At 72.1% G+C, this 25,921-nt stretch carries 27 protein-coding genes; 11 read left to right on the top strand and 16 right to left on the bottom strand.

Annotated features, from left to right (window positions below):
• Positions 1-179 precede the first annotated feature (179 nt).
• Together ACS5PV_RS19120 and ACS5PV_RS19115 are read left to right on the top strand one after the other, a co-directional pair.
• Positions 180-788 carry an NAD(P)-dependent oxidoreductase gene (locus ACS5PV_RS19120; RefSeq protein ID WP_455396918.1) on the top strand — a complete coding sequence of 203 codons (609 nt, stop codon included), beginning with the start codon at positions 180-182 and terminating at the stop codon, positions 786-788.
• Positions 789-805: 17 nt separating this feature from the next.
• Positions 806-1,450 carry a DsbA family protein gene (locus ACS5PV_RS19115; protein ID WP_455396917.1) on the top strand — a complete coding sequence of 215 codons (645 nt, stop codon included), beginning with the start codon at positions 806-808 and terminating at the stop codon, positions 1,448-1,450.
• Here the strand turns inward: ACS5PV_RS19115 and meaB are convergent.
• Complete coding sequence (meaB, locus tag ACS5PV_RS19110) at positions 1,447-2,424, bottom strand: methylmalonyl Co-A mutase-associated GTPase MeaB (RefSeq protein ID WP_455396916.1); 978 nt, start codon at positions 2,422-2,424, stop codon at positions 1,447-1,449. The genes ACS5PV_RS19115 and meaB overlap by 4 nt on opposite strands.
• A 213-nt stretch (positions 2,425-2,637) precedes the next feature.
• On the opposite strand from meaB, the gene ACS5PV_RS19105 reads away from it, so the two are divergent.
• The gene (locus ACS5PV_RS19105) at positions 2,638-3,660 is read left to right on the top strand and encodes an alpha/beta hydrolase (protein ID WP_455396915.1); all 1,023 of its coding nucleotides are present in this window, start codon (positions 2,638-2,640) and stop codon (positions 3,658-3,660) included.
• A gap of 337 nt (positions 3,661-3,997) precedes the next feature.
• Here ACS5PV_RS19105 and ACS5PV_RS19100 read toward each other — a convergent pair whose 3' ends face one another.
• The 13 genes from ACS5PV_RS19100 to ACS5PV_RS19040 all read right to left on the bottom strand — a co-directional run bounded on the left by ACS5PV_RS19100 (position 3,998) and on the right by ACS5PV_RS19040 (position 15,688).
• Positions 3,998-4,174: a hypothetical protein gene (locus ACS5PV_RS19100; RefSeq protein WP_164712202.1), complete on the bottom strand. Its 177-nt coding sequence runs from the start codon at positions 4,172-4,174 to the stop codon at positions 3,998-4,000.
• A 277-nt stretch (positions 4,175-4,451) separates the two neighbouring features.
• A complete protein-coding gene (gene pufC / locus ACS5PV_RS19095; RefSeq protein WP_455396914.1) occupies positions 4,452-5,498 on the bottom strand; it encodes a photosynthetic reaction center cytochrome PufC in 1,047 nt (348 codons plus the stop codon).
• Entirely contained in the window at positions 5,495-6,475 is a 981-nt protein-coding gene (gene pufM, locus ACS5PV_RS19090; protein ID WP_455396931.1) for a photosynthetic reaction center subunit M, read from the bottom strand. Before pufM ends, pufC begins: the two co-directional genes overlap by 4 nt.
• Positions 6,476-6,522: 47 nt before the next feature.
• Complete coding sequence (gene pufL, locus ACS5PV_RS19085) at positions 6,523-7,347, bottom strand: photosynthetic reaction center subunit L (protein WP_455396913.1); 825 nt, start codon at positions 7,345-7,347, stop codon at positions 6,523-6,525.
• A gap of 108 nt (positions 7,348-7,455) precedes the next feature.
• Positions 7,456-7,638 carry a light-harvesting antenna LH1, alpha subunit gene (gene pufA / locus ACS5PV_RS19080; protein ID WP_455396930.1) on the bottom strand — a complete coding sequence of 61 codons (183 nt, stop codon included), beginning with the start codon at positions 7,636-7,638 and terminating at the stop codon, positions 7,456-7,458.
• Between the two features lie 16 nt (positions 7,639-7,654).
• Entirely contained in the window at positions 7,655-7,885 is a 231-nt protein-coding gene (gene pufB, locus ACS5PV_RS19075) for a light-harvesting antenna LH1, beta subunit (protein ID WP_455396912.1), read from the bottom strand.
• A 132-nt stretch (positions 7,886-8,017) separates the two neighbouring features.
• Positions 8,018-8,227: a hypothetical protein gene (locus tag ACS5PV_RS19070; protein WP_455396911.1), complete on the bottom strand. Its 210-nt coding sequence runs from the start codon at positions 8,225-8,227 to the stop codon at positions 8,018-8,020.
• 103 nt (positions 8,228-8,330) lie between these two features.
• Positions 8,331-9,791: a chlorophyllide a reductase subunit Z gene (gene bchZ / locus ACS5PV_RS19065; protein ID WP_455396910.1), complete on the bottom strand. Its 1,461-nt coding sequence runs from the start codon at positions 9,789-9,791 to the stop codon at positions 8,331-8,333.
• Complete coding sequence (gene bchY, locus ACS5PV_RS19060) at positions 9,791-11,323, bottom strand: chlorophyllide a reductase subunit Y (RefSeq protein WP_455396909.1); 1,533 nt, start codon at positions 11,321-11,323, stop codon at positions 9,791-9,793. Before bchY ends, bchZ begins: the two co-directional genes overlap by 1 nt.
• A 2-nt stretch (positions 11,324-11,325) precedes the next feature.
• Entirely contained in the window at positions 11,326-12,330 is a 1,005-nt protein-coding gene (locus ACS5PV_RS19055) for a chlorophyllide a reductase iron protein subunit X (RefSeq protein WP_455396908.1), read from the bottom strand.
• Complete coding sequence (bchC, locus tag ACS5PV_RS19050; RefSeq protein ID WP_455396907.1) at positions 12,327-13,259, bottom strand: chlorophyll synthesis pathway protein BchC; 933 nt, start codon at positions 13,257-13,259, stop codon at positions 12,327-12,329. The genes ACS5PV_RS19055 and bchC overlap by 4 nt, the downstream gene beginning before the upstream one ends.
• A gap of 112 nt (positions 13,260-13,371) precedes the next feature.
• A complete protein-coding gene (locus ACS5PV_RS19045; protein WP_455396906.1) occupies positions 13,372-14,526 on the bottom strand; it encodes a methyltransferase in 1,155 nt (384 codons plus the stop codon).
• Between the two features lie 286 nt (positions 14,527-14,812).
• Positions 14,813-15,688, bottom strand: coding sequence for a polyprenyl synthetase family protein (locus tag ACS5PV_RS19040; protein WP_455396929.1), 876 nt, complete (start codon positions 15,686-15,688; stop codon positions 14,813-14,815).
• A gap of 98 nt (positions 15,689-15,786) precedes the next feature.
• Here ACS5PV_RS19040 and crtD point away from each other — a divergent pair, with 98 nt between their 5' ends.
• From crtD to ACS5PV_RS19025, 3 genes are read left to right on the top strand one after another with little or no spacing between them, the layout of a single operon-like run.
• Positions 15,787-17,265, top strand: coding sequence for a 1-hydroxycarotenoid 3,4-desaturase CrtD (gene crtD, locus ACS5PV_RS19035; RefSeq protein WP_455396905.1), 1,479 nt, complete (start codon positions 15,787-15,789; stop codon positions 17,263-17,265).
• Positions 17,266-17,267: 2 nt separating this feature from the next.
• On the top strand, positions 17,268-18,161 hold the full coding sequence (locus ACS5PV_RS19030) for a carotenoid 1,2-hydratase (RefSeq protein ID WP_455396904.1): 894 nt from the start codon (positions 17,268-17,270) through the stop codon (positions 18,159-18,161).
• A gap of 33 nt (positions 18,162-18,194) precedes the next feature.
• Positions 18,195-18,722, top strand: a complete 528-nt coding sequence (locus ACS5PV_RS19025) for a phosphate-starvation-inducible PsiE family protein (protein WP_455396903.1) — start codon at positions 18,195-18,197, stop codon at positions 18,720-18,722.
• A 231-nt stretch (positions 18,723-18,953) separates the two neighbouring features.
• Here the strand turns inward: ACS5PV_RS19025 and ACS5PV_RS19020 are convergent, their stop codons facing one another.
• Positions 18,954-19,634, bottom strand: a complete 681-nt coding sequence (locus tag ACS5PV_RS19020) for a hypothetical protein (protein WP_455396902.1) — start codon at positions 19,632-19,634, stop codon at positions 18,954-18,956.
• A 355-nt stretch (positions 19,635-19,989) separates the two neighbouring features.
• A complete protein-coding gene (locus tag ACS5PV_RS19015; RefSeq protein ID WP_455396901.1) occupies positions 19,990-20,592 on the bottom strand; it encodes a Hint domain-containing protein in 603 nt (200 codons plus the stop codon).
• Between the two features lie 2,569 nt (positions 20,593-23,161).
• Here ACS5PV_RS19015 and ACS5PV_RS19010 point away from each other — a divergent pair.
• The 5 genes from ACS5PV_RS19010 to ACS5PV_RS18990 all read left to right on the top strand — a co-directional run bounded on the left by ACS5PV_RS19010 (position 23,162) and on the right by ACS5PV_RS18990 (position 25,870).
• The gene (locus ACS5PV_RS19010) at positions 23,162-24,226 is read left to right on the top strand and encodes a phage tail protein (protein WP_455396900.1); all 1,065 of its coding nucleotides are present in this window, start codon (positions 23,162-23,164) and stop codon (positions 24,224-24,226) included.
• Positions 24,223-24,549 carry a DUF6916 family protein gene (locus ACS5PV_RS19005; RefSeq protein WP_455396899.1) on the top strand — a complete coding sequence of 109 codons (327 nt, stop codon included), beginning with the start codon at positions 24,223-24,225 and terminating at the stop codon, positions 24,547-24,549. The genes ACS5PV_RS19010 and ACS5PV_RS19005 overlap by 4 nt, the downstream gene beginning before the upstream one ends.
• 73 nt (positions 24,550-24,622) lie before the next feature.
• A complete protein-coding gene (locus ACS5PV_RS19000) occupies positions 24,623-25,165 on the top strand; it encodes a GNAT family N-acetyltransferase (protein ID WP_455396898.1) in 543 nt (180 codons plus the stop codon).
• 64 nt (positions 25,166-25,229) lie between these two features.
• Positions 25,230-25,556 (top strand): hypothetical protein, encoded by a 327-nt coding sequence (locus ACS5PV_RS18995; protein ID WP_455396897.1) that lies wholly within the window; start codon positions 25,230-25,232, stop codon positions 25,554-25,556.
• The gene (locus ACS5PV_RS18990; protein WP_455396896.1) at positions 25,553-25,870 is read left to right on the top strand and encodes a cell wall-binding protein; all 318 of its coding nucleotides are present in this window, start codon (positions 25,553-25,555) and stop codon (positions 25,868-25,870) included. The genes ACS5PV_RS18995 and ACS5PV_RS18990 overlap by 4 nt, the downstream gene beginning before the upstream one ends.
• Positions 25,871-25,921 lie beyond the last annotated feature (51 nt).

The raw sequence follows: 25,921 nt of genomic DNA, 5'->3' as shown, positions 1-25,921 counted from the left end.
AACGCCAGGTACGGCGCCACCAGCGCCCATTCTTCATCGGACACGTCGGACGGGTAGGCGGGGCGATCGGCGCTCATACCCCTCAACGCCCACGCTACGTCATAAGTTCATAACACGCTCTAGCTCTATCTTCGGTCTCGAACATAGACCAGATCGCGAAATCAAACCAAGAGAGCATCATGGCCAAGGTTGCCGTCATCGGCGCGACCGGGAACGTCGGCACGCGCCTCGTCGCCGAGCTCATCGCGCGGGGTCACCGCGTCACCGCGATCAGCCGCAACCCCTCGGCCAGCGCCTCTCCGCAGGTCGAGGCCTTGTCCGGCGACGTGCGCGATCCCGCGGGCCTGAGCCGCCTGCTCGCCGGGCACGACGCGGTGGTGAGCGCGGTGCGCTTCGCCGACACCGACCCGCTCGCGCTGGTCGGCGCCGTGCGGGATGCCGGCGTCCAGCGCTACCTCGTGGTCGGTGGCGCCGGCTCGCTGGAGGTGGCGCCGGGCCGGCGGCTGGTCGACCAGCCCGACTTTCCGGCGGTCTACAAGGACGAGGCCTTGCGGGGCGCGGCCTTCCTCGACGCGCTGCGCGGCGTCACCGACCTCGACTGGACCTTCCTGTCGCCCTCCGCACTGATCGCGCCGGGAGAGCGCACCGGCCGCTTCCGCCTCGGCGGCGACCAGCTGCTCGTCGGCGAGGGCGGCAGCCGGATCTCCTGCGAGGATTACGCCGTCGCTCTCGTCGACGAGATCGAGCGTCCGGCGCATCGCCGGCAGCGCTTCACCGTCGGCTACTGACGCGGGACGATCGGGACATGTCCGACCGGATCCCCGTCATCGGCCTGTACGATCCGCTCTGCGGCTGGTGCTACGGCGCCCATCCGGCCTTCGCCTGGCTCGGCGACCGCGCCGACCTGGCATTCTCCGTGCTGCCGGTCGGCCTGTTCGCCGGGCCGGGAGCGTTCGCGATGGATGCGGGGTTCGCCGCCCATGCCTGGTCGGCCGACCAGCGCATCGCGGCGCTCACCGGCCAGCCGTTCAGCGAGGCCTACCGCACGCGGGTCCTCGCGGCGGGTCGAGGCCGGGTCGATTCGGGACCGGCGACGCTGGCCCTGACGGCGATCCACCTGAGGGCGCCCGGGCGCGAGCCGGACGCCCTCGCGGCGATCCAGGCGGCCCGCTACGTCGGCGGCCGCGACATCGCCAGCCCGACGGTCCTGGCGGAGATCCTCGAGGAGAACGACCTCGCGCCCGCCGCCGCCCGCCTGCGGACGGCCGATGCGGCCCTGCACGAGGCGAATGCCGCGCGCATGGCGGCGGGGCGGGCGGCGATGGGCCGGCACGGCCTGCGCGGCGTCCCGGCGCTGGTCGTCGGCGAGCCGGGCCGCGGTCTCGACGGATCGGCCCTCCTCGGCGAGCGCGACGGCCTCCTGCGGGCGATCGAGCGGGCCGCGGCCTAGAGGCCGACCGCCTGCGCGATCAGGTCCGCCCCCGCGGCGGGCGAGCGCTCGCCCGCCGCCACCATCCGCTCGGCCTCCGCCGTCCGCTGGCGCACCTCGGCGTTGCCGGTGAGGCGCTGGTGCAGCCGCTCGTGGACGAGGGCCCACATCCACTTCACGTCCTGGTCCCGGCGCTTGGCGGCGATCTCGCCGCTGGCGGTGAGCTTGCGGCGATGGTCGAGCACCGCCTCCCACAGGGCGTCGAGCCCCTGGCCCGAGAGCCCCGAGATCGTGGCGACCGGCGGCGCCCAGGTGGCGCTCGCCGGGGTCAGGATGTGCAGCGCCGCCCGGTACTCGGCGGCGGCGGCCATGGCGCGGCGCATCCCCTCCTCGCCGTCGGCCTTGTTGACGGCGATCATGTCGGCGAGTTCGAGGATGCCCTTCTTGATGCCCTGCAGCTCGTCGCCGGCGCCGGGCAGCATCAGCACCAGGAAGAAGTCGGTGAGGTCGGCGACCGCGGTCTCGGACTGGCCGACGCCGACCGTCTCCACCAGCACCACGTCGAAGCCGGCGGCCTCGCACAGCAGCATCGTCTCGCGGGTCTTGGCCGCCACGCCCCCGAGGGTGCCGGACGACGGAGAGGGCCGGATGAAGGCGTTGGGATCGACGGCGAGCCGCGCCATCCGGGTCTTGTCGCCGAGGATCGAGCCGCCGGTGCGCGACGAGCTCGGATCGACCGCCAGCACCGCGACCTTGTGGCCCCGCGCCGTCAGGCTGGCGCCGAGCGCGTCGATGGTGGTGGACTTCCCCACTCCCGGAACCCCGGTGATGCCGACCCGCACCGCCTTGCCGGCATGCGGCAGGGCGGCGTCGAGGATCGCGCGGGCGGCGGCCCGGTGATCGGCCCGCTTCGATTCGGCGAGCGTGATGGCGCGGGCGAGGGCCGCGCGGTTGCCGGACAGGAGCTGGGCGAGGTCGGGGGCCGGGACGGTCATCAGAGCGTTCTGCCGCCTCGCCGCCCGTCCGTCGAGGGGCCGGGCTGTGGACGACGCGTGACCTGCGGGCAACAGAGGGAGCCTGCCCCGGGCGCGACGCGCCGTTATGCCCGGATGTACCGGGCCGCGACGCGCCGCGGCCACGATCATGCCGCATCGCCGGCCTGAAAGCGTGGGCACAAGGCCGGCCGTGCCGGCGACGAGTGGGACGACATGACAGCGAATGCCGCGCCGACGCGCCGGACCTTTGCCCGCCTCGGCCTCTCCGCCCTCGCCGGCGTCTCGCTCGGGGGCTGCCTCGGCGACGGGCTCCTCGGCGACGCGCCCGGGCCGGAGAAGCAATCGGCCCTCGACGTCAGCCCGGTGCTCCTCGTCGCCACCACCCGGCGCCCGGCCGATCCCGCCGGTCGCCCGCCCTACTTCACCGACCAGCGCGGCCGCGGCCTCGCCTTCGCGACGGTGCGCCTGTCGGCACCCGACCGCTCGCTGATCGGCAAGGTCTCCTCGGTGGTCACCGGCGACTGGCGCATCGCGTCCGCACCCCGCGTCGTGACCGGCCCCGAGGCCGCCACCGCCTTCGCGGAAGCGGCGCTCGGCCGCGACGTGCTGCTCTACGTCCACGGCTACCGCGAATCGTTCGAGACCGCGGCGGTGAGCGCGGCGCAGCTCTCCGACGGCATCCGCTTCCGCGGCGTCTCCGGCCTGTTCACCTGGCCCTCGGCGGGAAAGACCTTCGACTACGGCTACGACCGCGAGAGCGCCCTGTGGTCGCGCGACGCGTTCGAGGACCTGTTGCGGGCGCTCGCGACCTCGCAGGGCGGGCGCATCCACATCGTCGCCCACTCGATGGGCACGCTGCTGACTCTCGAGACCCTGCGCATGCTGCGGGCCGATGCCGGCGAGGCGGCGCTCGACCGGATCGGCGCGATCGTGCTCGCCGCGCCCGACATCGACATCGACCTGTTCACCAACGGCATCGAGCGCTTGGGGACCGCGGCGCAGAAGATCACCGTGATCTCCTCGACCAACGACCGGGCGCTCGAACTGTCGAGCACCATCGCGGGCGGCGTGGTGCGGGCGGGTGCTGCGGATCGCGGCCGGCTGGAAGCGCTCGGCGTGCGCGTCGCCGACGCGTCGGATTACGGCAGCGGCCTCATCAACCACGACCTGTTCCTGTCGAACGTCGAGGTGCAGCAGGTGATCAAGCGCGCGGTGGCGCGGGCGGACGGGCGGTGAGCGGGGCAACGCTGCTGGATAGGGAAGCGATGCCCGCAGGGATCGTCCCCCCACCCGCGACCTCATCCTGAGGTGCCGGAGCGAAGCGAAGGCCTCGAAGGAGGCCTCCAGATGCCCCTGCGATCTCTGGAGGTCTCCTTCGAGGCCGCTCCGCGGCGCCTCAGGATGAGGTCGTGGGTCGGAGCAGCCGGTCGCGCAGACGAGCTGCCGCTGTCGTATTGCCCTGGGTGGTGCCCGGGATCGGCGGCTTGAGTCGAATCTTATGCGTGACCACGCTCGCAGCGCGAAGACCGGATTCGCACGAGCGCGCCAGCAGCGAGACGCGTCACGGCGTCCCCTACCTTGGATCCACCCCCTGGTGCGGCCGCGGCGCGCCGCCGTGGTTGTCGGTGAAGCTCGAGCGCTCGCCGGTCTCCTTGGCGCGCTGGACGCGCATCCGCTGCCAGATCAGGAACAGGATGACCAGCGCGAAGGTCGTGAAGGCGAGCATGTAGATCAGGCCGGAATCGCCCATGGCCGTTGCCTCCGTGAGACGCCCCGGAGGGGCGCGGGTTGACGGGCGCACGGGCGAGAGACCGCCGTCGCACGTGCCAGTCCAACTCCGCGAGACCTCGATTCCGCCGATGCGGCAAATCGTCATTAGACGAGCGACAATCCATTCGCGATCCGGACGACGTCAATACGATACGGTTGCAGGCAATCGATTGTCCGTCATCGATCCGGACCATGCACAAAGGCCCCGGCTCCTCTCGGAACCGGGGCCTTCTCGGTGATTCTCGGGCGGGCCGGCCTCACGGCGCCTTCGGCATCGGCCCTCCGGCGAGCTCGGGGTAGTCCTTCAGCATCTGCGCGCCGTTGAGGGGCTTGGCGAGGCCCTGGTGGCAGGTGGTGCAGTTGGCCTTCGGCGGGTCGCCCTCCGGCCCGAGCCGGGCCTCGGGCAGCACCGGGGTCAGCGGCTCGATGAAGTTGCCGTTGATGTCGCGCACCATCCGGATGCCGTGCCAGGCGGTGACGCGCTTCGGGGTGCTCTCCTCCCAGGAGAAGAAGGCGCGGCTGTTGTGGCAGTAGGTGCAGTTGACCCCCAGTCCCTCCGCCATGTGGATCATCAGGGCGTAGGTCCGCTCCGTGGTCTGAAGCGGCTTCGAGGGGCTGGTCGGCAGGGCGGTGCGGGCGGCGACCCGCACGGCGTTCTGATCGATATCCTTGTCGCCGAGCAGGTCCTTGTAGGGATCGTAGTTCAGCGAGCTCAGGCCGGCCTCGGGCGCCGGGTGGTTCTGGCCGCCGTCCCGCGCCGCGAAGCCCTGCGCGTGGGGCGGACCGGGATTGTTGTGCCAGACCGCCTGCGGCACCGGGTTGCCGCGGTGGCAGGTGTAGCAGGTCACGCCGGTCTGCCCGACGTGGTTCTGCCAGTCGGCGTTGATGTGCCGGACCATCCGGAGCATCGAGCGCGCCACGGTCTTCGCGTAGACGCTGTCGTCGGCCATGTTCTCGACGTTGTGGCAGTAGGCGCAGCCCTGATCGGGCGCCACCCACTCGGTGATCGAGGCCATCACGCGGTTGAACTGGTCGGTCGAGAGGTCGGTCAGCACCTTGACGTTCTGGTAGGTCTGCGTCGCGGGCTCGCCGCCGGGCGGGGCCGGGTCCTGCGGATCGGGCGCGGCCTGGGCCTCGATCCTGGCGGCGAGGGTCCGGGGGTTCTGCACCTGCACCATGCCGGTGCCGCGGAATCCCGTCTGCTCGGAGCGGACCGGGGGCCGCGTCCAGCCCGCGGTGCCGAACATCGCGCCGGTGAGCAGCACCGCCACCACGACGCCGAGGAGTTGGAGCGCTAGTCTCATGGCGTGCCTCCCGGGTTGGCGAGCGGATCCACCACCGGGCCGTAGATCTGCGGGTAGTGCGGCGCGACGCCGTGCTTGACCGCCCAGAGGTACCAGTTGTCGACGACGGTGCCGGTGAGCAGGATGCCGATGCCGCCGGTGAGCGTGGTGAGGAAGGCGAACCACCACAGCCAGCGGTGGACCGATTCCATCGTGGCGTTGAAGCCCATGGTCCAGCGCCAGAACAGCGCGGCGCGCTCGGTCGCGGTGCCGCGGTCGACGATCTGCTCGATCTCGCGCTCGCCGCCGTAGCGGCTCACCGCCAGGATGGTGGCGCCGTGCATGGCGAACAGCATCGTCGATCCGTACAGGAAGACGATCGAGAGCATGTGGAACGGATTGTAGAACAGGTTGCCGTAGCGCAGCGAGAACGCCGCGGTCCAGTCGAGGTGCGGGAAGATCCCGAACGGCACCGCCTCGCTCCAGCTCCCCATCAGGATCGGCCGGATGAATCCGAGCACCAGGTAGAGCCAGATCGCCGAGGCGAAGGCCCAGGGCACGTGGTAGCCGAGGCCCAGCGCCCGGGCGCGCCGGAACAGCCGCACCCACCACAGGAGGATCGAGGCGGTGAGGAAGAAGCCGGCGAGCAGCCACCAGCCGCCCTCGGCGAGCGGCGGCAGGATCTTGAGCCCGTATTCGGGTCGCGGCGGCTCGAGGGCGAGCCAGGGCAGCTGGCGGATGAACTGGACCGGATCCCAGTTCACCGAGGCCCACATGTTGAGGCCGATGATCTCGAAGGCGATGAACCCGCTCGCCAGCGACAGCGTGCCGAGGGTGCCGAGGTAGAACGGCCCGATCTGCGCGTTGCCGACGAGGCCGGCGAGGTAGTTGAAGGTACCCTTGCCGAGGCGGTTCTCGATCTCCGGGATCTCGACGCCGGCCTCCGGGTGCAGCGGGTGGACCTGCACCTGCGTGTAGATGTTCTGGTAATACCCCATGGCGGCGGATGCCTTCTGAAGGGTTGTGTCGCGAAGTCTCGGGTGCGTCAGCGCCAGATCGGCAGGCTCAGCCACCAGCCCCACCATTCGGGCCAGCCGCGGGTCCAGAACGGGCCGCTGATGACGATGCAGACCGCGCTCCAGAACCCGGCCGAGAGGGCGAGGAACAGGCCGAGCCGGTGGATGCCGATCGTGCCGATCGAGTAGCCGATCGTGTCGCGAAAGAAGCTGTCCTCGTGCTCGGGCGTCTTGACCACCTCGCCCTTCGGCGGGTTAGTCGAGGACAGGATCAGGGAGCCGTGCAGCGACAGCGCGAAGGTCGTCGTGAAGAAGAACGTCACGCCGAGCATGTGCGCTGGGTTGTAGTGGAAGTGGAGATACTGGTAGCCGACGTTCGACACCCAGTCGAGGTGGCTGAGGATCCCGTACGGGAAGCCGTGGCCCCAGGCGCCCATCAGCAGGGGCCGGACCACCACCAGCGTCACGTAGGCGAAGATCGCGACCGAGAAGGCGAACGGGACGTGGTAGCCGATGCCGAGCTTGCGGCAGATCTCGACCTCGCGCAGGGCCCAGGAGCCGAAGGAGCCGATGGCGCAGAAGGTGATGATCTGCCACAGGCCGCCCTCGCGCAAGGGCGCCAGCGCCAGCCCGTACTTGAGATCGGGGGGCGCGATGTTGATCTGCCAGGGGTTCCAGGTCGGCCCGAGCGCCGCGCCCCAGAAGACCAGGCCGGTGCCGAGCAGGGTGAAGAACAGGCCGGTGACGCCGAAGAAGCCGACGTAGAACGGCCCGACCCAGAAGTCGAACAGGTCGCCGCCGAGCAGAGTGCCGCCGCGGACCCGGTATTTGCGCTCGAAATTCAGCATGGCCATGGCGCGGCCCTCCCCGTCCGCGGAAAGCGTGGTGGCCGCGGGCGGGGCTGTGCGCCCGTCCGCGGTGCGAGGGCGCCCCGACGAGGGGCGCGGGTCCTGCGCGTCCCGTCAGGTCGGCAGGACGAGGCTGTGGGGAATCGCTTCCGCCTTCTTCACCGCCGGACCTTCCAGCCAGTTGAACCGGTTGGTGCTCAGCAGGATGAAGTGGATCAGGATCGCCAGCACGAACAGGAAGGTCGCGAGAGCCACCAGCGTGCGCCGCGGGTCGAAGAGCAGCCAGACCTTGTGCATGTTGTTCATTCCATCCTCACGAGATGAAGGGCAGGAGGCCGTGGGCGGCATACTTCACGCCGCTCTCCAGCGCGGAATAGCCGTTCGGTCCGGGCAGCCAGGGCCGCCACAGCCAGACCAGAAAGTGCGCGACGACCGCGATCGCCGTGAAGATGATGAAGCTGGTGACGAAGATGCCGTGGAACTCCTTCGCCTCCTCTTCGGTGAGTCCTGACAGTACGCTGGGTTTGTCCATGCCGTTGGCCATTGGCGAACCTCCGGATGCGGATCCGCGCGGGGGCTCCCGCGCGGGGTTGCCCGGCCGTGACGGTCGGGCGGTCTCTCCGCCGCACGGGATCGCGGCGGAAACTCGGGCCCGGGGGCATCAGCCCGACGGGCCTCAACCCATGAAGGCGAAGGGAATCGCCGAGAGCGCCATCGCCCGCGCCTCGCTGAAGACCGAGCGGCGGGGGCCGGCGCCGGGCGCGACGGGCCGCAGGCGCTGCACCAAGGCGGCGACGAGGAAGACCGGGTAGGTCGCCGCCAGGAAGGCCCGGAACTGGACCGCTTCCGAACGGGACCGCGAAACCGTGAAGAACGAACGGGACATGGTGCCGGCTCTCATGATCTCGGACCTCCTGCCTGCCCGCGGGGATTCGCGAGGCGTCTTTGGGCCGGCGCGGCGGGGGCCGCGCCGACGAAGGGCGCGGCCGTCAGGCCGCCGCGAGCGCGACGCGGGCGCGCTCGACGAAAGCTTCGGTCACGCGCTCGGACCCGGCGCGCGTCGCCTCGCGCTCGGCGGCATCGCGCAGGCGCTTGGCGAAGGAGATCCGCACCAGGACCGGGCTCTCCTCCACCGAGGCGTCGAGGCGCTGGCGCGCCTCGTCGTCCCAGGGCAGAGCGCGGTGGCTGCGGGCCGGGGTCGCCTCGACGGCGTCCATGTCGCGCGACAGCGGCAGGATGTGGAAGAGCGCGTCGAAGAGCGCGTTGCAGACCTCCTGCACCAGATAGGTCGCGCCCGAGTAGCCCATGAACGGCGTGCCGGTGTGGCGCCGTATCACGGCGCCCGGAAAGGAGGCGGGGATGAACACCGCCCTCCCCCCGCTCTCGGCGAGGTACAGGCGCTCGTTGTAGGAGCCGAACAGCACCAGCGGCGGCGTCTCGCGGATGGCTTTTCGCACGGCCGCGTTGTCGGGCTTGGCGCCGGCCTTGCGTGAGACCGCGAACCGGCACGGCAGCCCCATCTCGTCCTCGAGGAAGTGGCGCAGGCCGCGGGCGTAGGTGTCCGTCGCCACCACCCCGAAGCTCGCCGAGGCGAAGAAGTCCTGCGTCACCGAGCGCCACAGGTCCCACAGGGGCTTCAACGTCGTGTGCTTCTCGCGCTCGATGAACGGCTCGGGATCGACCCTCAAGATCTCGCCCAGCGTGCGCAGGAACTTCGTCGTGCTGTGCACGCCGATCGGCGCCTGGAGGTAGGGCCGGTCGAGGGATTCGCAGAGCAGGCGCCCGAACTCGCGATAGAGGCAGATATTGGCGTCGGCCTCGACGAGGCGGGGAATGTCGGACAGATGCGTGCCGAGCGGGAAGACGAGGTTCACCTCGGCGCCGATCCCCTCGACGAGGCGCCGGATCTCGGCGAGGTCGGAGGGCATGTTGAAGGTACCGTAGGCCGGGCCGATCAGGTTGACCCGCGGCTTGACCCCGGGCGCCCGGTCCGGCCTCGGCGGGATCACGCCTTTTCTCGCCGCCTTCTTCGCTCCGTATTCGTGCCAGAGCCAGGACAGGGCGCGGTCGGCGGCCTGCCACTGGTCCTCGTCGATGGTGCGGGGCAGGAAGCGCTGGAGGTTGGTGCCCTCCGGCGTCACGCCGCCGCCGATCATCTCGGCGATCGAGCCGGTGACGACGACGCTCGGCTGCGCCGGATCGAGCGTCGCGTGGGCGCGGCGCATCGCCCCTTCCGTGCCGTGGCGGCCGAGCTCTTCCTCGGCTAAGCCCGTGACGACGATCGGCAGTTCGTGCGGCGGCAGCGCATCGGTGTAGTGCAGCACCGAGGTCACCGGCAGGTTCTCGCAGCCGACGGGACCGTCGATGACGACCTGGAGCCCCTTCACCGCGGTGAAGACGTAGACGGCGCCCCAGTAGCCGCCGGCGCGGTCGTGATCGAGGACGAGCATCAGGCCATCTCCCCGATCGGCTTCTCGGGAGCGGCGCGCTTCACGGCGGCACGCTTCCGCGGCACGTCCTCCCAGATCCCGGCGGCGTGGCCGGTGCCGACGCCGGCAAAGAACGAGCGCATCGCGTCGAAGCGCTCGGCTTGCGCCATGGCGCCGTTGACGACCTGGGCGAGGGATCCGGCGCCGGCGACGCCCATCAGCGGGCGGGCGGAGATCAGGTTGGTGAAGTAGAGCGCCGGAATCGCCCCCTCCTTGGCCTTCTGCACCACCGGCGTCGTGCCGATGGCGAGGTCGGGCCGGAACTCCTCGACCGCCGCGAGGTCCTGCTCCAGGGAGGCGCGGAACTGCACATGGCAGCCGCGCGCCTCGAGCCAGTCGCGGTCGGCCTCGGAGTGGGGGGTGCGCGGGCAGGCGGTGCCGACGTAAGGCACCTCGGCGCCGCTCTCGACGAGGAGGCGGGCCACCAGCAGTTCCGAGCCCTCGTAGCCGGTCAGCGTGATCCGGCCGCGGATCGGGCTGGCAGACAGCGCAGCCCGGATCGCCGGCAGGAACCGGTTCTTGGCCGCCGCGACCGCGGATGGCGCGACGCCGCAGGTCTCAGCCATCGCCTCGAGCCAGGCGGCGGTGCCCTCGAAGCCGACCGGGCCCGAGGCGACCGCCGGGCGGCCCGCCGCCTCGAACTCGCGCAAGGACGCGGTGTAGAACGGGTGGATCGCCGCGACCGCCGCGCAGTCGAGGGCGGCGTAGAGCTCGCGCCATTCCCGCGTCGGCACGACCGGGCCGGCGCTCAGGCCCAGCGGTTCGAGGAGCGCGCCGATCTGCATCGGATCGGCCGGGAACATCTCGCCGAGAAGCGCCACGCTCGGTCGCCCGTCCCGGGGCTGGCGCGGCGCCGCGACGGGGCCGTGCTCGGCCTCGGTCCGCGCGACCTTCAGCATCGCGCCGGCGAGCACGTCCTTGGCCTCGGCGTGGGTCGGCACGCCGAAGCCCGGCACGTCGATGCCGATGATCCGCACGCCGTCGATCTCCCGCGGCAGGAGCCGCAGCGGCACGCCCGACGCCGTGGGGACGCAGAGGTTGATGACCACCACCGCGTCGTGCAGAGCCGGATCGGCGGTGGCGTGGACCGCGTCGCGGATGTCCTCGAACAGCTTGCCGGTGACCAGGGTCTCGGAATTGAACGGCACGTAGCCGACGGTGCGGCGGGCGCCGTAGAAGTGCGAGGTGAAGGTAAGGCCGTAGACGCAGCAGGCCGAGCCCGACAGGATCGTGGCGGTGCGGCGCATGCGCAGGCCCACCCGCAGCGAGCCGAAGGCCGGACACATGCTCTGCGGCTGGTCGTGCGGCCCGGTCGGGTAATCGCGCTTCAACGCCTCCAGCGTCTCGCCCATGCCGGCGGCTTGCGCGGCCCGGGCCATCGTCTCCTTGCCGGAATGGCAGCCGAGCCCGTCCTGGCGCGTCGCCGCGAGGTTGACCGGAGTCTCGACGGGTTGTCGGGCCCGCAGGGCCGCGAGATCGAGGGAGGCGCCCATGGTCAGACCGCCTCGTAGACGACTTCGAGGGAGGGCTTCTGCACGACGGGTCGGCCGCGCATGTCCTCGTCGCTCGCCGGATCGAGCACCACGCCGCGCCCGACCGCCTCGCCCTTGAACAGGCCGAGCAGCGCGTCCTGGGACAGCGGCGCCGGCTGGTGCGGCAGAGCGGTGCCGATATTGTCGGCGAGTTCGGCGAAGAGCGGGCCCCAGCGCCCGTCCGGCCGGCCGATGATCTCGTAGTTCGCGCTCTTCCTGCGGATGTCGTCGTCGGCGGGGATCGAGGCCAGCACCGGGATGCCGGCGGCCTCGGCGAAGGCCTGCGCCTCGCCGGTGCCGTCGTCCTTGTTGATGACGAGGCCGCCGACGCCGACGTTGCCGCCGAGCTTGCGGAAATACTCCACCGCCGAGCAGACGTTGTTGGCGACGTAGAGCGATTGCAGGTCGTTCGAGCCGACGACGATGACCTTCTGGCACATGTCGCGGGCGATCGGCAGGCCGAAGCCGCCGCAGACCACGTCGCCCAAAAAGTCGAGCAGGACGTAGTCGAAGCCCCATTCGTGGAAGCCGAGCTTTTCGAGCAGCTCGAAGCCGTGGATGATGCCGCGGCCGCCGCAGCCGCGGCCGACCTCCGGCCCGCCGAGCTCCATCGCGAACACGCCGTCGCGCTTGAAGCAGACGTCGCCGATCGCCACCGCCTCGCCGGCGAGCTTGCGCCTGGTCGAGGTCTCGATGATCGTCGGGCAGGCCCGGCCGCCGAACAGGAGCGAGGTGGTGTCGCTCTTCGGGTCGCAGCCGATCAGCAGCACCCGCTTGCCCTGCTGCGCCAGCATGTAGGACAGGTTGGCGAGCGTGAAGCTCTTGCCGATGCCGCCCTTGCCGTAGATCGCGATCACCTGGGTCTCGCGGGTCGCGGTGGTGGGGACCGGATCCGGCGGGATCGCGGCCTCGGCGCGCAGCAGCGTGGCGGAGGCCTGGAGGGCGGCGCCGTTGATGACAGCGTTCATGAGCGGACGCTCCAATCGAGGACCATCTTGAGGCAGGCGGGATCGCCAAAGGCGGTGCGGTAGGCGCTGTCCGCCTCCGCCGCCGGGCGGCGGTGGGTGACGAGGCCGTCGAGGGACAGGGCGCCGCTTCCGGCGAGCGCCGCCACGGCGTCGAGGTCGCCGGGCTGCCACTGCGCCGCGACGCGGATGCGCGCCTCGCGCAGGAAAGCGGGCGGGAAGGCGAAGGAGAGCGGCGCCTCGTAGAAGCCGGCGAGCACCACCTCGCCGCCGGGCGCGAGCCGGGCGATCAGGGTGTCGAGGAGGCCGGCATCGCCGCTCGCGTCGATGATGCGGGCGTACCGCGTCTCGTCGTGCTCCGGGTCGATCACCGGATAGTCCTCGGTGCTGCGACGCGCGGGGTCGCGCTCCCACACCACCGGGTCGAGGCCGTCGATCCGGGCGATGCGCGCCATGAGCCGCCCGAGCACCCCGTGGCCGACGATGAGCTGGCGCCCGGAGCCCGCGCTCCCGGCCAGCGCGTGGTGGGCGGTGGCGGCGAGCGCCAGCAGGATGCCCTGCTCGGCCAGCGTGTCGGGAATCGGCCGCAGCCGGCTGCCGGCGGAGACGAGGTGGGAGGCCGCCCCGCCGAAGAGCCCGCGGACCGGCCCGAAGCAGCGCGCCCCCGGCACGAACACCGTCTCGCCGACGCGGCGGCCGGATTCCGGGCCGGCCTCGACCACCCGGCCGACGGATTCGTAGCCCGGGACCAGCGGGTAGCCCATGCCGGGGAAGTCCGGCATCCGGCCCGACCAGAGCAGGCGCTCGGTGCCGGTGCTGATGCCGCTCCAGGCGACCTCCACGGTCGCGTCGGCGGGGCCGGGTGCGTCGAGAGCGAGCCGGGCGAGGCCGAGCCGTTCGGGACGGTCGAGGATCACGGCCTGCGCGTCCATGCGGGGCGGCCTCCCTCTCGCTGAAAAACTGCCGCATCGCGCGGCAAACGTCATCTTAGTTGGACAACAGTGTGCGTCAAGTTTGCTTTACACTTTTGGTACGGATGAACCGTCACGGCGCGGTCGCGACGAGCAGGCGGACCAGCAGCGGGCGCCGCGTCCGGTGCTCGCGCACCCGCGCGAAGCCGGCGGCCTCGAGCATGGCGGTGAGCTCGGCGGCGGTCCGGGGCCGGCCGCTGCCCATGGCGAGGAGGTAGAAGCCGAAATAGGCGTCGCCGACCGGCTCGGCGCCTGGGGTGCCGGCCATCGGCTCGGCGACGAGTAGCGTGCCGCCGGGCGGCAGCGCCGCGCGGGACGCCTTGAGAAGCGCGAGGGCAGGCCCGTCGTCGTGGTCGTGCACGACCCGCACCAGCGAGACCGCGTCGGCGCCCGCCGGCAGCCCGTCGTGAAAGCTGCCGCCGCGGGCGGTGGCGCGCTCCGCCAGCCCTTCCGCGGCGAAGCGGCGCTCGGCGCGGGCGGCCACCGGCGGCAGGTCGAACAGCGTGACGCGCAAGCCCGGGGCGCTCTTTGCCGCCTCGACCGCGAAGGCGCCCTCGCCGCCGCCGACGTCGAGGAGGTGGGCATGAGGGCTAAGCGGGTAGGCGTCGAGGATGTCGCCGGCGACGAGCGCCTGCGAGGCGCCCATCAGCGCGCCGTAGGGGGCGACCGCGGACTCGTCGACCGCGGCCGGGTCGTCGGTGGCCGCATAGGCCCAGTAGGACGAGAGCCGGGTCGAGCCGGCGGTGCCGCGCAGGAGCGCGACGGGATCGCGCAGGTCGTCGTAGAGCATGGCATGGTGGGCGACCATCGCGGCGACGGAGGGGTTGCCGATGAGGGCCGCGCCGAGGTCGCCGAGGGCGAAGCGGCCGTCGCGCAAGGGCGTGAGGAGGCCGAGGGAGGCGGCGGCGCGCAGCAGGCACAGTGCCCGGTCGGGGGGCAGGTCGAGGCGGCGAGCCAGGTCCTCGGGCGGAAGCGGGCCGTCGGCGAGGATCCGGAACAGGTCGAGGCGCAAGGATGCGGCGAGCACCTGGGCGTAGACGAAGCCGGCGCAGAGATCGAACAGCGCCCGGGCGTTGCGGCGGGCGATCCCGCGGGTCGGCGGGAAGGCGGCGGCGAAGCGCTGGAAGCGGGGGCTCGCGATCAGGCGGTGGCGCCAGGCGAGGAGGCGGTCGCGCCAGGGAGGCGGGGCGGCTGCGGTCGCCGGAAGGACGTGCGGGCTGGGCCTCATACCCCTCCCCCCACGGAACTCGGGCTTGCCCGAGTTCCGCATCTACCTACCCAAGTCGGGCATGCCCGACTTGGGATGGGGGAGGGTGGCCTGCGAAGCAGGCCGGGAGAGGGGACGCCGTTTCCGGAGAAGTCGCGACCGTCATGAAGGGCGCCACATCCTTCACCGTCGCGCCGCCCCTCTCCCGCCCCAGCACGAGTGCTTCGCACTCGCCGTGGGGCACCCTCCCCCGCAGAGGGGGGAGGGGTCAGAGGGCGCGGTGTCCCTCGCACGCGGGCCATCGTCCTCACGCCACCACCAGGCTCTGCGCCAGCCGCGCCGGCAGGAACAGCCGGGTCTGGGCCAGGATCTCCTCGCGCAACGCCGCGACGCCGGGGCAGTCGGGGATCACCGCCATCGCCTCGTGGGCGAGGTCGGAGAGGCGGCGAAGCGCCCCGTCCATGCCGAGGAGCGCCGCCGCGTTCGGCCGGCCGAGGGTCACGTCGCGCCCGACCGGCTTGCCGATCTCCTCCTGGCGGCAGGCGACGTCGCGCAGGTCGTCGGCGACCTGGTAGGCCTCGCCGAGATATTCGCCGAGAAGCCGCCAGCCCATCGGCTCGGCCCCGGCGGCGGCGGCCCCGGTCACGGTCGAGGCGGCGAAGAGCGCGCCGGTCTTGGCCTGCTGGTAGACCGAGAGCCCGACCTGCGGCTCAGATTCCCAGGCCTGGCCCGCGACGATGCCGGCGGGCGAGCCGACCGCCCGGGCCACCAGTCCGACGAGGGCGGCGAGCCGCGTCGGGGTTCGCGCGGCGCCCCGCGCCAGGGTCTCGAAGGCGAGCACGATCAGCGCGTCGCCGGTGAGCAGCGCCACCGGCTCGCCGTAGGCGACGTGGACCGTCGGCTTCTGGCGCCGGAGCGCCGCGTCGTCGAAGCACGGCAGGTCGTCGTGGACGAGCGAGGCGCAGTGCAGGAGCTCGATGGCGGCCGCCGCCGCGTCCGCCGCCGCCGGGTCGTCGTCGCCGCAGGCCCGGGCGACCGCGAGGCAGAGGCGGGGCCGGATCCGGTGCCCGCCCGGGAACACCGCGTAGCGGATCGCCTCCGCCAGCTGCGGCGGGGCGCCGGGCGCCTCCGCGTAGGACACGGCCACGTCCAGGGCGCGCTCGATGCGCCGCCCGTCATCCATGGTTCCCGCCATCATGACGTCTCTCCCGGATGTCATTTCGTTTGAACATCTCAGACTGTCAACTTACATTGACACTGTTGCCGCGGGAGATCAACGGCGTGGCGGACGAGCGCGTGGTGGTGATCGGGGCGGGAATCGGCGGGCTCGTCGCCGCCTTGCGGCTCGCCGCCGCCGGCCTGCCGGTGACGCTGGTCGAGAAGGGCCCCGCCCCCGGTGGCAAGATGCGCCGGGTGCCGGCGGGGCCGCTTCACGTCGAGGCCGGCCCGACGGTCTTCACCATGCGCTGGGTCTTCGACGAGATCTTCTCGGAGTGCGGCGCCGATCTGTCGTCCCGCGTCGTCCTGGCACCGGCGGCTGTGCTCGCCCGCCACGCCTGGAGCGGGAGCGAACGGCTCGATCTCTTCGCCGATCCCGACCGCTCCGAGGCGGCGATCGCGGAGTTCGCCGGCCCGCGCGAGGCGGAGGGTTTTCGCCGGTTTCGCGCCCGGGCGGCGGAGATCTACCGCACGCTCGAGGGACCGTTCATCCGCGGCCAGCGGCCGAGCCCGGTCGACCTCGCGATGCGGGCCGGGCCCGGGGGCCTGGGCGGGCTGATGCGGATCCAGCCCTTCACCACGCTCTGGACCGCGCTGTGCGAGCATTTTCGCGATCCCCGCCTGCGCCAGCTCTTCGGCCGCTACGCCACCTATTGCGGCTCCTCGCCGTTCTCGGCGCCCGCGACGCTGATGCTCGTCGCCCATGTCGAGCTGGAGGGGGTCTGGACCGTGGCCGGCGGGCTGTCGCGGCTCGCGAGCGCCGTCGCGGATCTTGCCGCCGAGCGCGGGGCGACCTTGCGCTACGGCGCGGCCGCGACGGAGATCGTCGTCGCGGGCGGGCGCGTCGCGGGCGTCGTGCTCGACACCGGCGAGCGGCTGCCGGCGACCCGCGTCGTCGCCAACACGGATGCGGCGGCGCTCGCCGACGGGCTGTTCGGGCGCGAGCCCGCCCGGGCGGTCGAGCCGGTGCCGCCGGGCGAGCGCTCGCTCTCGGCCGTCACCGTCGCGGTGGCGGGCGTGCCCTCGGGCTTCGACCTCGTGCGCCACAACGTGTTCTTCTCGCCCGACTACGCCGCCGAGTTCGCCGACCTGCGGGCCGGGCGCCTGCCGCGCGACCCCACCGTCTACGTCTGCGCGCAGGACCGCCACGACGACGGCGTGCCGGCGCGCTCGCCCGAAGCCCTGCTCTGCCTCGTCAACGCGCCCGCCCGCGGCGCCGCCTTGTTCCCGGAGGAGATCGCCCGATGCCACGACACGATGAGCCGGCGGCTCTCCGCCTGCGGCCTGACGATCAGCGAGACGGCGCGGACGACCACGACTCCGGCGGAGTTCGAGCGGCTGTTCCCGGCGACGGGCGGGGCCTTGTACGGCCGGGCCTCGCACGGCTGGATGGCGTCGTTCCGCCGCCCGGGGGCGCGCACGCGGCTGCCGGGGCTCTACCTCGCGGGGGGCAGCGTCCATCCGGGGCCGGGCGTGCCGATGGCGGCGCAGTCGGGGCGGCTCGCGGCGGCGAGCGTCCTGCTGGACCTCGGTTCGACCTGAGCGTGCCGCCCGGCGGCTACGCCTGGTGGTACGTCGACGGCGTCAGCGACGACGGGCAGCACGGGATCACCGTCATCGCCTTCCTCGGCAGCGTGTTCTCGCCCTACTACGCCTGGAGCGGGACCAAGGACCCGATCAACCACTCGGCCGTCAACGTGGTGCTTTACGGCCGGCCCAAGGCCTGGGCGATGACCGAGCGCGGCCGCGCCAGCGTCGCCCGGAGCGCGACCTCGCTCGCCATCGGCCCGAGCGCGATGGAGTGGGACGGCACGATGCTGACCATCCGGGTCGAGGAGGTGACGAGCCCCCTGCCCTCGCGGATCTCCGGCACCATCCGGGTGCGGCCCTCCGGGATCACGCCGGGCCCGTTCACCCTCGACGCGGAGGGCCGACATCGCTGGTGGCCGCTCGCGCCGTCCTCGCGGATCGAGGTGGCGCTCGACCGGCCGTCCTTGCGCTGGAACGGCCACGCCTACTTCGACACCAACGACGGCGACGTGTCCCTCGAGGAGTCGTTCCGCGGCTGGACCTGGTCGCGCTCGACGCTCTCGCGCGGCGCGGCGATCCTCTACGACGTCGAGCGCCGCGACGGCAGTCGCCAGGACCTGTCGCTGCGCTTCGACCCCGACGGCACCCCGCGCCCGATCGAGCCGCCGGTGCCGGCCGCCCTGCCGCCGACGCTCTGGCGCCTTCCCCGCGCGACCCGCAGCGACGACGGCCGGGCCGCGGTGTTGCGCCGGTTCGAGGACGCGCCGTTCTACTCCCGCTCGCTCCTCTCGGCGCGGATCTGCGGCGAGGCGGTGCAGCCGGTGCACGAGGCCCTCGACCTCGACCGGTTCGCGAACCCGCTGGTGCGCCTGATGCTGCCCTTCCGCATGCCGAGAGCCCTGCGCTGAACCCGACCCCTCGCCACGCATCCGGAGACAGCCATGGTCGAGACCGCGAAACTGGAGAAGGCCGAAGCGGAGGGCGGGCGCCTCACGCGGCTCTCGGCCTTCGTCTTCCTGCACACCGAGCACGCGATCTACGCCGCCCTCGGCGTGCTGCTCGCGCTCACCGCCGTGATGGCGCTGGTCGACGCCGCCGGCATGACGCTGAAGGCGGTCACCTCGGTGGGCGCCGCAGCCCAGCTCCTCGACGTGGTCGACCGGCTGCTGTTCCTGCTGATGCTGGTCGAGATCCTGCACACGGTGCGGGTGTCGATGCGCTCCGGCCGGCTGACCTGCGAGCCGTTCCTGATCGTCGGGCTGATTGCCTCGATCCGGCGCGTCCTGGTGCTCACGCTCCAGACCGCCGAGCAGATGCACGAAGCGGCCTGGACGCCGCAGAAGGAGGCGCTGTTTCGCGCCTCGATGATCGAGCTCGGCGTGCTCGCCGGGCTGATCCTGGTGATGGTGGTGTCGATCTACCTGCTCCACCGCGCCCGGGACGCCGACGAGCCGGCCGGGTCCGAGTAGCCGCGGCCGTCCTCGTGCGGCCGGCGTGCAACCCCCGCCGGGCGCGCGGCATTGATGGGGTTGAGCACCACACAACCGAAGGGAGGGTCTCGATGGGCTTGCTGTTCTTCCTGGTCTTCGTCTGTCCGTGGATCGCGGTGGCGATCGTCTCCAGCCGCGGCGTCTTGATGAAGCCGAAGCCGTATTGAGGCGGGCGTGGCGCGCCGGCCCGACGCGGCCGGTGCGCTGCCGTCACAGGCGGGCCATGATCCGCCGCCACCACGGCAAATCCCCGCCGCGCGCGCGGCCGGCATGCTGCTCGGCCGCCTCCTGCTTGAGACGGTGGATCACCGGGTTGCAGGCCTCCTGGTCGGCGACGAGGGCCGAGGCCGGCGTTCTCGGCAGGCCGTGGCGCGCGCGGTAGGCCTTGGCGTCGAATCCGGCGCACGGGTCGAGATCCCGCTTTGCGCCATGGCGCAGGAGGTGGGCGAAGGCGTCTCGGTTGCGGCCGATCTCGGCGCCGTGGCACGCGAGGTAGAAGGCGAGGTCGAACAGGGCGTTGGGCGCGTAACGCTGGCTGCGCCGGTGGGTGAGGTAGTGTCGCAAGGCCGAGGTACCGGACCGCAGACCATAGGTGCGGGCGTACCAGGCCGGATCGAAGGTGCAGGCCGGCCGGAAGCCGGCGCGCTCGCCGACCCGGATGTAGTGGCAGAGCGGGTTCACGCCATCGGGATTGCCGCCGAGATACAGGCCCGCGTACCAGGCGGGATCGAAGTAGAGGTTCGGGCGCCGGCCCTCGCGGGCGCCGAACCGGCAGAAGTGCTCCAGCGGATCGCCACCATCCGCGACCACGTCGGGGGATTCCAGCAGGTAGTGGTTGACGTCAAACAGGCCCGAGCCTGCGATGAGGGCGTGGTCGCGCGTCGGGGTCATGGCGGGGCGGGCTTCGTGGATCGTGCGACGGCAAGGCTACGGTGTGCGGACGCGACGGCCAAACCGCGCGGACCGGCGTGGTCCCGTGGTCGTCGTTTCCCCGAGAGCCTGTTCGATCGCCTCGACGGACTCTTCGCCTTCCTCGTCGTTCGGGGCTCCGCTGTCGCGGCCCCGGGGTGACGCCGAGGGGTCGAGGACGGTCGGCTCGACGGCTGGCTCATGGGGGCTCCTGGCTCATGGGGGCTCCTGGCTCATGGGGGCTCCTGGGCGAACCGCTCACGAAAAAGGCCCGCGGCGCACCTGTCGAGGGCGCCGCGGGCCGGGTTCGTCGGGCCGGCCCGGGGGCCGGCGGAGGTCAGGCCCGCCGGATGAGGCGCGCGAGGAGCGAGCGCTCCGGCTTCACCGCGGCGAGCCGCGCCCGGACGCGGTCGACCACCGGGCCGTGGAGCAGGAACGGCGCGCAGGCCAGTTCCAGGTTCAGGGCCACGGCGACGAAGTCCGGGTGCAGGGTGACCGGGCCGTCGTGGTTCTCGAAGGTCCCGCGGTTGCCGCAATCGAGATAGCTCTCGGCGGGCATCCCGTCGGCCACCAGCACGTCGTGAACCGGCAGTTCCACGTGGTGGTAGACGACCTCGGGCAGGTCGAGCTGGGCGACCGACGTACCGTTGACCAGCACGCCCGCCGGGATCAGCACGTCCTCGACGAAGAGGGCGTGGCCGGGGGAGACGACGAGGTCGCGGTGCGGCAGGCCGGGACCGAAGGCGTGCGCCGCGATCCGGATCGGCTGGGCCCGCTCGGGCTGCGGATGGCGCCGCAGGTCGACGTGACGGCGGCCGACCCAGCGGATCGCGACCGTCTCGCCGGCCGCGGTGACGACCGCGTCGCCGGCCCGCAGGGCCTCGACCGGACGCTCGCCCTGCGGCGTCAGGATCATCGTTCCCGACGCGAAGCAGATCACCGGACCGGTCGCTCCGTCAGCGCCTGTCGCACCGCCGGGACCGGTCGCTCCTCCCGCACCGGTCGCTCCGCCAGGGCCTGTCGCACCGCCCGGACCTGTCGCGCCGCCCGAGCCTGTCGCACCACCCGGACCAGTGGCGCCGCCCGAGCCTGTCGCTCCACCCGGACCTGTCGCGCCGCCCGAGCCTGTCGCACCACCCGGACCGGTGGCACCGCCCGGACCAGTGGCGCCGCCCGAGCCTGTCGCTCCACCCGGACCTGTCGCGCCGCCCGAGCCTGTCGCACCACCCGGACCGGTGACACCGCCCGGACCTGTCGCGCCGCCCGAGCCTGTCGCACCACCCGGACCGGTGGCACCGCCCGGACCAGTGGCGCCGCCCGAGCCTGTCGCACCACCCGGACCGGTGACACCACCCGGACCGGTGGCACCGCCCGGACCAGTGGCGCCGCCCGAGCCTGTCGCACCACCCGGACCTGTTGCACCACCCGGACCGGTGGCGCCGCCCGGACCGGTGGCGCCGCCCGGACCTGTCGCGCCGCCCGGACCTGTCGCGCCGCCCGAGCCTGTCGCACCACCCGGACCGGTGGCACCCGTGCTGCCGCCTGCTCCGGTTGCGCCCGTGGGACCGCCTGCTCCAGTCGCACCCGTGCTGCCGGCCGCACCGGTCGCGCCTGTGGGACCGCCTGCTCCAGTCGCGCCCGTGCTGCCGGCTGCTCCGGTCGCGCCCGTGGGACCGCCTGCTCCGGTCGCGCCCGTGCTGCCGGCTGCACCGGTCGCGCCCGTGGGACCGCCTGCTCCTGTCGCACCACCCGGACCGGTGGCACCCGTGCTGCCGGCTGCTCCGGTTGCGCCCGTGGGACCGCCTGCTCCGGTCGCGCCCGTGCTGCCGGCCGCACCGGTCGCGCCCGTGGGACCGCCTGCTCCGGTGGCACCCGTGCTGCCGGCCGCTCCGGTCGCGCCCGTGGGACCGCCTGCTCCGGTGGCACCCGTGCTGCCGGCCGCACCGGTCGCGCCCGTGGAACCGCCTGCTCCGGTGGCACCCGTGCTGCCGGCCGCTCCGGTCGCGCCCGTGGGACCGCCTGCTCCGGTGGCACCCGTGCTGCCGGCCGCTCCGGTGGCACCCGTTGCGCCGGCGCCCGTCGCGCCAGTGGCGCCTGTCGCGCCGGTCGAACCGGTCGCGCCCGTGGCTCCCGTCGCGCCGGTCGAACCGGTTGCGCCCGTGGCACCGGTTGCGCCCGTGGTTCCCGTCGCGCCCGTGGCACCGGTTGCGCCCGTGGCACCGGTCGCGCCCGTGGCTCCCGTCGCGCCGGTCGAACCGGTTGCGCCCGTGGCACCGGTCGCGCCCGTGGCACCGGTTGCGCCCGTCGCCCCGGTAGCACCGGTTGCGCCCGTATCACCGGTGGCTCCGGTTGCGCCCGTGGCTCCGGTCGCGCCCGTCGCCCCGGTAGCACCGGTTGCGCCCGTATCACCGGTGGCTCCGGTTGCGCCCGTGGCACCGGTTGCGCCCGTGGCGCCAGTCGCGCCCGTGGCCCCGGTTGCGCCCGTGGCGCCAGTCGCGCCCGTGGCCCCGGTTGCACCCGTGGCGCCAGTCGCGCCCGTGGCCCCGGTTGCACCCGTGGCGCCAGTCGCGCCCGTGGCCCCGGTTGCGCCCGTGGCGCCAGTCGCGCCTGTGGCTCCGGTTGCGCCCGTGGCGCCAGTCGCGCCTGTGGCTCCGGTTGCGCCCGTGGCGCCAGTCGCGCCTGTGGCCCCGGTTGCGCCCGTGGCCCCGGTGGCACCCGTCGCCCCGGTAGCCCCGGTAGCCCCGGTAGCCCCGGTAGCCCCGGTGGCGCCTGTCGCTCCGGTGGCTCCCGTCGCGCCCGTCGAACCGGTTGCGCCCGTCGCACCGGTCGCGCCCGTATCGAAATTTGCCGCCGTGGAATTCAGCGTCATCGTCTCAGTGCCACTAGACGCCGACGTGTCGCCGCCACCCACGTTGTCGGTCACGGAGAAGAAGTTGTTGTTGACATCCACGGCATATGCCGTAAGCGCCGTGGGCGGAGATGTTCCGTTATATATGTACTGATAAGTATAAGGTAAAGCTGATCCCTGGGCGTAGCCGCCTGGCGGTGCGCCAGGCCCGCTTGCAGCCGTGGTCGTGGTTCCTATAAAAGTGCCTGAACTGGTATATAGCGATATAAATGCCGTGTAAAATTGTGGACCTTGGAATGTCCCTGTTATCGTAAACAATGTCTGAGGCATTTGGTGTATATCCTAAGTGCAGGTCTGAAAAATCCCGTTCCGTAAACGACATCGGGCGGCGTTGGTCGCAGACTCGTGAGGAGCCACATCTTGCGCGTCAGATACTCGTACAGGGTGTTGCTTCTCCGCCACAGGTTGTGCCCTACAATGCCCAATGCGCAGCTGTTGGGGAAGGACAATCCCAGCTCCTTGTCGTCGTGGTTCGCCAATTTCAAGCCTAGTGACAATTTTGCACTTTTGAGTCGTCGTGATGACGGCGAATTTTCTTTGAAGATCGTCCGTGTATTCATAAGTTTAGATATTTATTTTTTCTTGCAGAGTCAATTTTTAGATGAAAAACGATGCAATTTCGATGATCGGAAGGGAAAAAAATATTTTTTTTCTAGATATTGATAAGGTAATCCCGCGCTGTTGCGCGTTCCGCGGCGATGATCTCGATCTCGGTCACGATCGACCTGCCGGCAGTTCGGCCGACGGTCCCCGCCTGGGCGGCCGGTCGCCCGGCGGCGCGCGGGGCCGCAGGATCGCCGACTCAGCGCCTCAAATCTCACCTGCGTCTTGTCAGGCCATGTCCATAGAGGAAACGGATATATTTTACAAAAACCCGCTTGCGGAATACCGCTCGCGTCCTTTACCAGTCTGCGTGCCGGGTGAAGCGCCGCCGAGATTGATTCGGTTTTGCGACACTCTTGTGCACGGCAGCATTCATCGAAGGATATTCGTCATGGAAGCGATGACCGGCATGATCTTCATGGTTCCGTTCGACTGGGCGCCGGACGGATATCAGAAGTGCCAGGGCCAAACCCTGGCGATCCAGCAGTATCAGGCCCTGTACAGCCTGCTCGGTACCCTGTACGGCGGCACCGGCACCACGACCTTCGGCATCCCGAACCTGGTGGGGCGCTCGGCCATCGGCACCGGCGTCTTCCCTGGCAGCGGCACGTCGTACAACATCGCCTCGCAGCGCGGCTCCGAGACGACGACGCTCACCACCAACAACCTGCCGCCCCATACCCATGCGGCGACGTTCACGCCTACAACCGGCAGCCAGGCCGTGAACCTTCCGGCGGTGAGCGGCAACCTGAAGGTCAGCGTGATCGCTGCCACCGCCGGGACGGGGCAGAACTCGCCGGCCGGCAACTTTCTGGGGTCATTGACCGGAGCGAACAGGATGTACAGCAGCAGCCCCACGAGCACGGCGGCGCTCGCCGACGGGTCGACCACGGTGACGGGCAATCCCTCGATCCCGGCCCAAAGCGTCAACATCAACACGGTGACCGGCGGCAACGTGACGATCGGTACGACCGGCACCGGCACGGCGTTCAGCTCCTTCCAGCCCTCGCTGGCGCTGACCTTCATCATCACGATGTTCGGCATCTACCCGAGCCGTCCGTGACCGCGCCGCTCGACACCCTGGCGGCCGGGCTCTTCGCCCCGGCGCTGGGCCAGGCGTTCACGCTGAACGGCCCGGACGGCACGGCCCTGGCGGCGACGCTGGCCGCCTGCACCGAGTACCCGCGCGCGACCATGCCGGGCAGCCCGCGCACGGCGTTCAGCCTGCTCTTCGCCTGCCCGGCGCAGGCCGCCGGCGCCTTCGCGGGCGGCGACTGCGTGCTGTCGCACCCGACGCTCGGCGCGTTCGGGCCGCTCTACCTCGAGCGCGTCCTGCCCGTCGGCCACCCGCCGGGCACCGCCACCTTCCAGGCGCAGTTCAGCTGAGCGAGGGCGGCCGGCCCCTCGCCTCGCGCATAGGGGGCCGGCCCCGCACCCCCACCGACAGGAGACCCGCCCCATGGGCCATGCCGGTTCGATCCCGCTGATGGGAGGCCTGGGCCTACGCCCCGCCCGCCCGACGGACCAGACCTTCCTGCTCCAGCTCTTCGTCGAGTCGCGGCCCTGGCTCTCCTGGGCCGACCGCGACCGCGACTTCCTGCAAGTGCTCTACGAGCAGCAGTACCAGGCGCTGCGGGCCGGCCTCGGGGGGCGCTATCCCGAGCACCTCGACTTCGTCGTCGAGCGGACGGGCCAGGCGGTCGGGCGCCTCGTCGTCGACCTCGGCTACGCCGACTGGCGCATCACGGAGCTCGCGATCGTCGCGGCGGCCCGCGGCAAGGGCATCGGCAGCGACCTCGTGCGCAGCCTCCAGGCGGCGGCCGGGCAGCAGCGCCTGCCGATCACCCTCTCGACCCCGATGGCCGGCACCGACGCCCGGCCGCTCTACGAGCGCCTGGGCTTCCGCGTCATGGCGGTCCGGCCGCCGCTCTACGAGATGGCGTGGTACCCGCCGGGCGTGCCGGTGCCCCAGGCCGAAGGCGCCCCCGTCACCGCCGGGTGAGGACGGACGCTTGACATCGCCGCCGGCCCGCCGATCCTCGCCGGGGATCTGAGCGGAGGCGGCGATGGACTGGGCAGCGGCGGCCTACCGGGCGCGCCGGCTCTTCGCGGCCCGCGGGCGGATCGTTTCGGAGGAACGCTCGCTGGCGCTGGTCGACGCCTTCGCCGCGCACGGCACGATGGATCCGGCGGCCTTGCGCGAGCACGGCACGGCCGACGCCGTCGCGGCGATCCTCGGCCTCGTCACCACGGCGATCCACGGGCGCGGCCACGTGCCGGCGGTGAACGGCTGGTACCGGCGGGAGGGGACCGCCTTCGTCGTCCATCCGGGCTTCGCGATCGCCTGGGCTGCGGCGCGGGCCTGCGAGGCGCCCCCAGACGCCGGCCGATGACCCTGCGCGACCGCTACGAGGCCGCGGTGCGCGGCCTGGCCGACCGGGTCGCCGCCCTGCGCCGCGCCGGCCTGCCGCCCGAGGCCATCGCCCGCGAGGTCCACGCCGAGCGCCGCCGCCTCGCGATCCACTACAAGGGCCTGACGCCCGAGCCCTACCGCAGCCGCATCGCCGCGCGGACGCTCCGGGTCTACGGCGACCCGCAGGGGCCCTCGATCGAGTTCCTGCGGGCGCAGGGCAAGAGCTGGGAGGCGATCATCGCCGGCGCCACCCGCCCGGGGCCCCCCGTCGGCCTCACGCCGGAGGACGGGTGAGGCTCCGGGAAAGGGGGCGCCGCCCCCTCTCCCGCTTCTTTCCGATCTCCC

The organism is Methylobacterium sp. Gmos1 (genome assembly GCF_053764715.1).
Note: the sequence above shows the minus strand (reverse complement) of the source record. Positions and strands in the feature narration are given on the sequence as shown.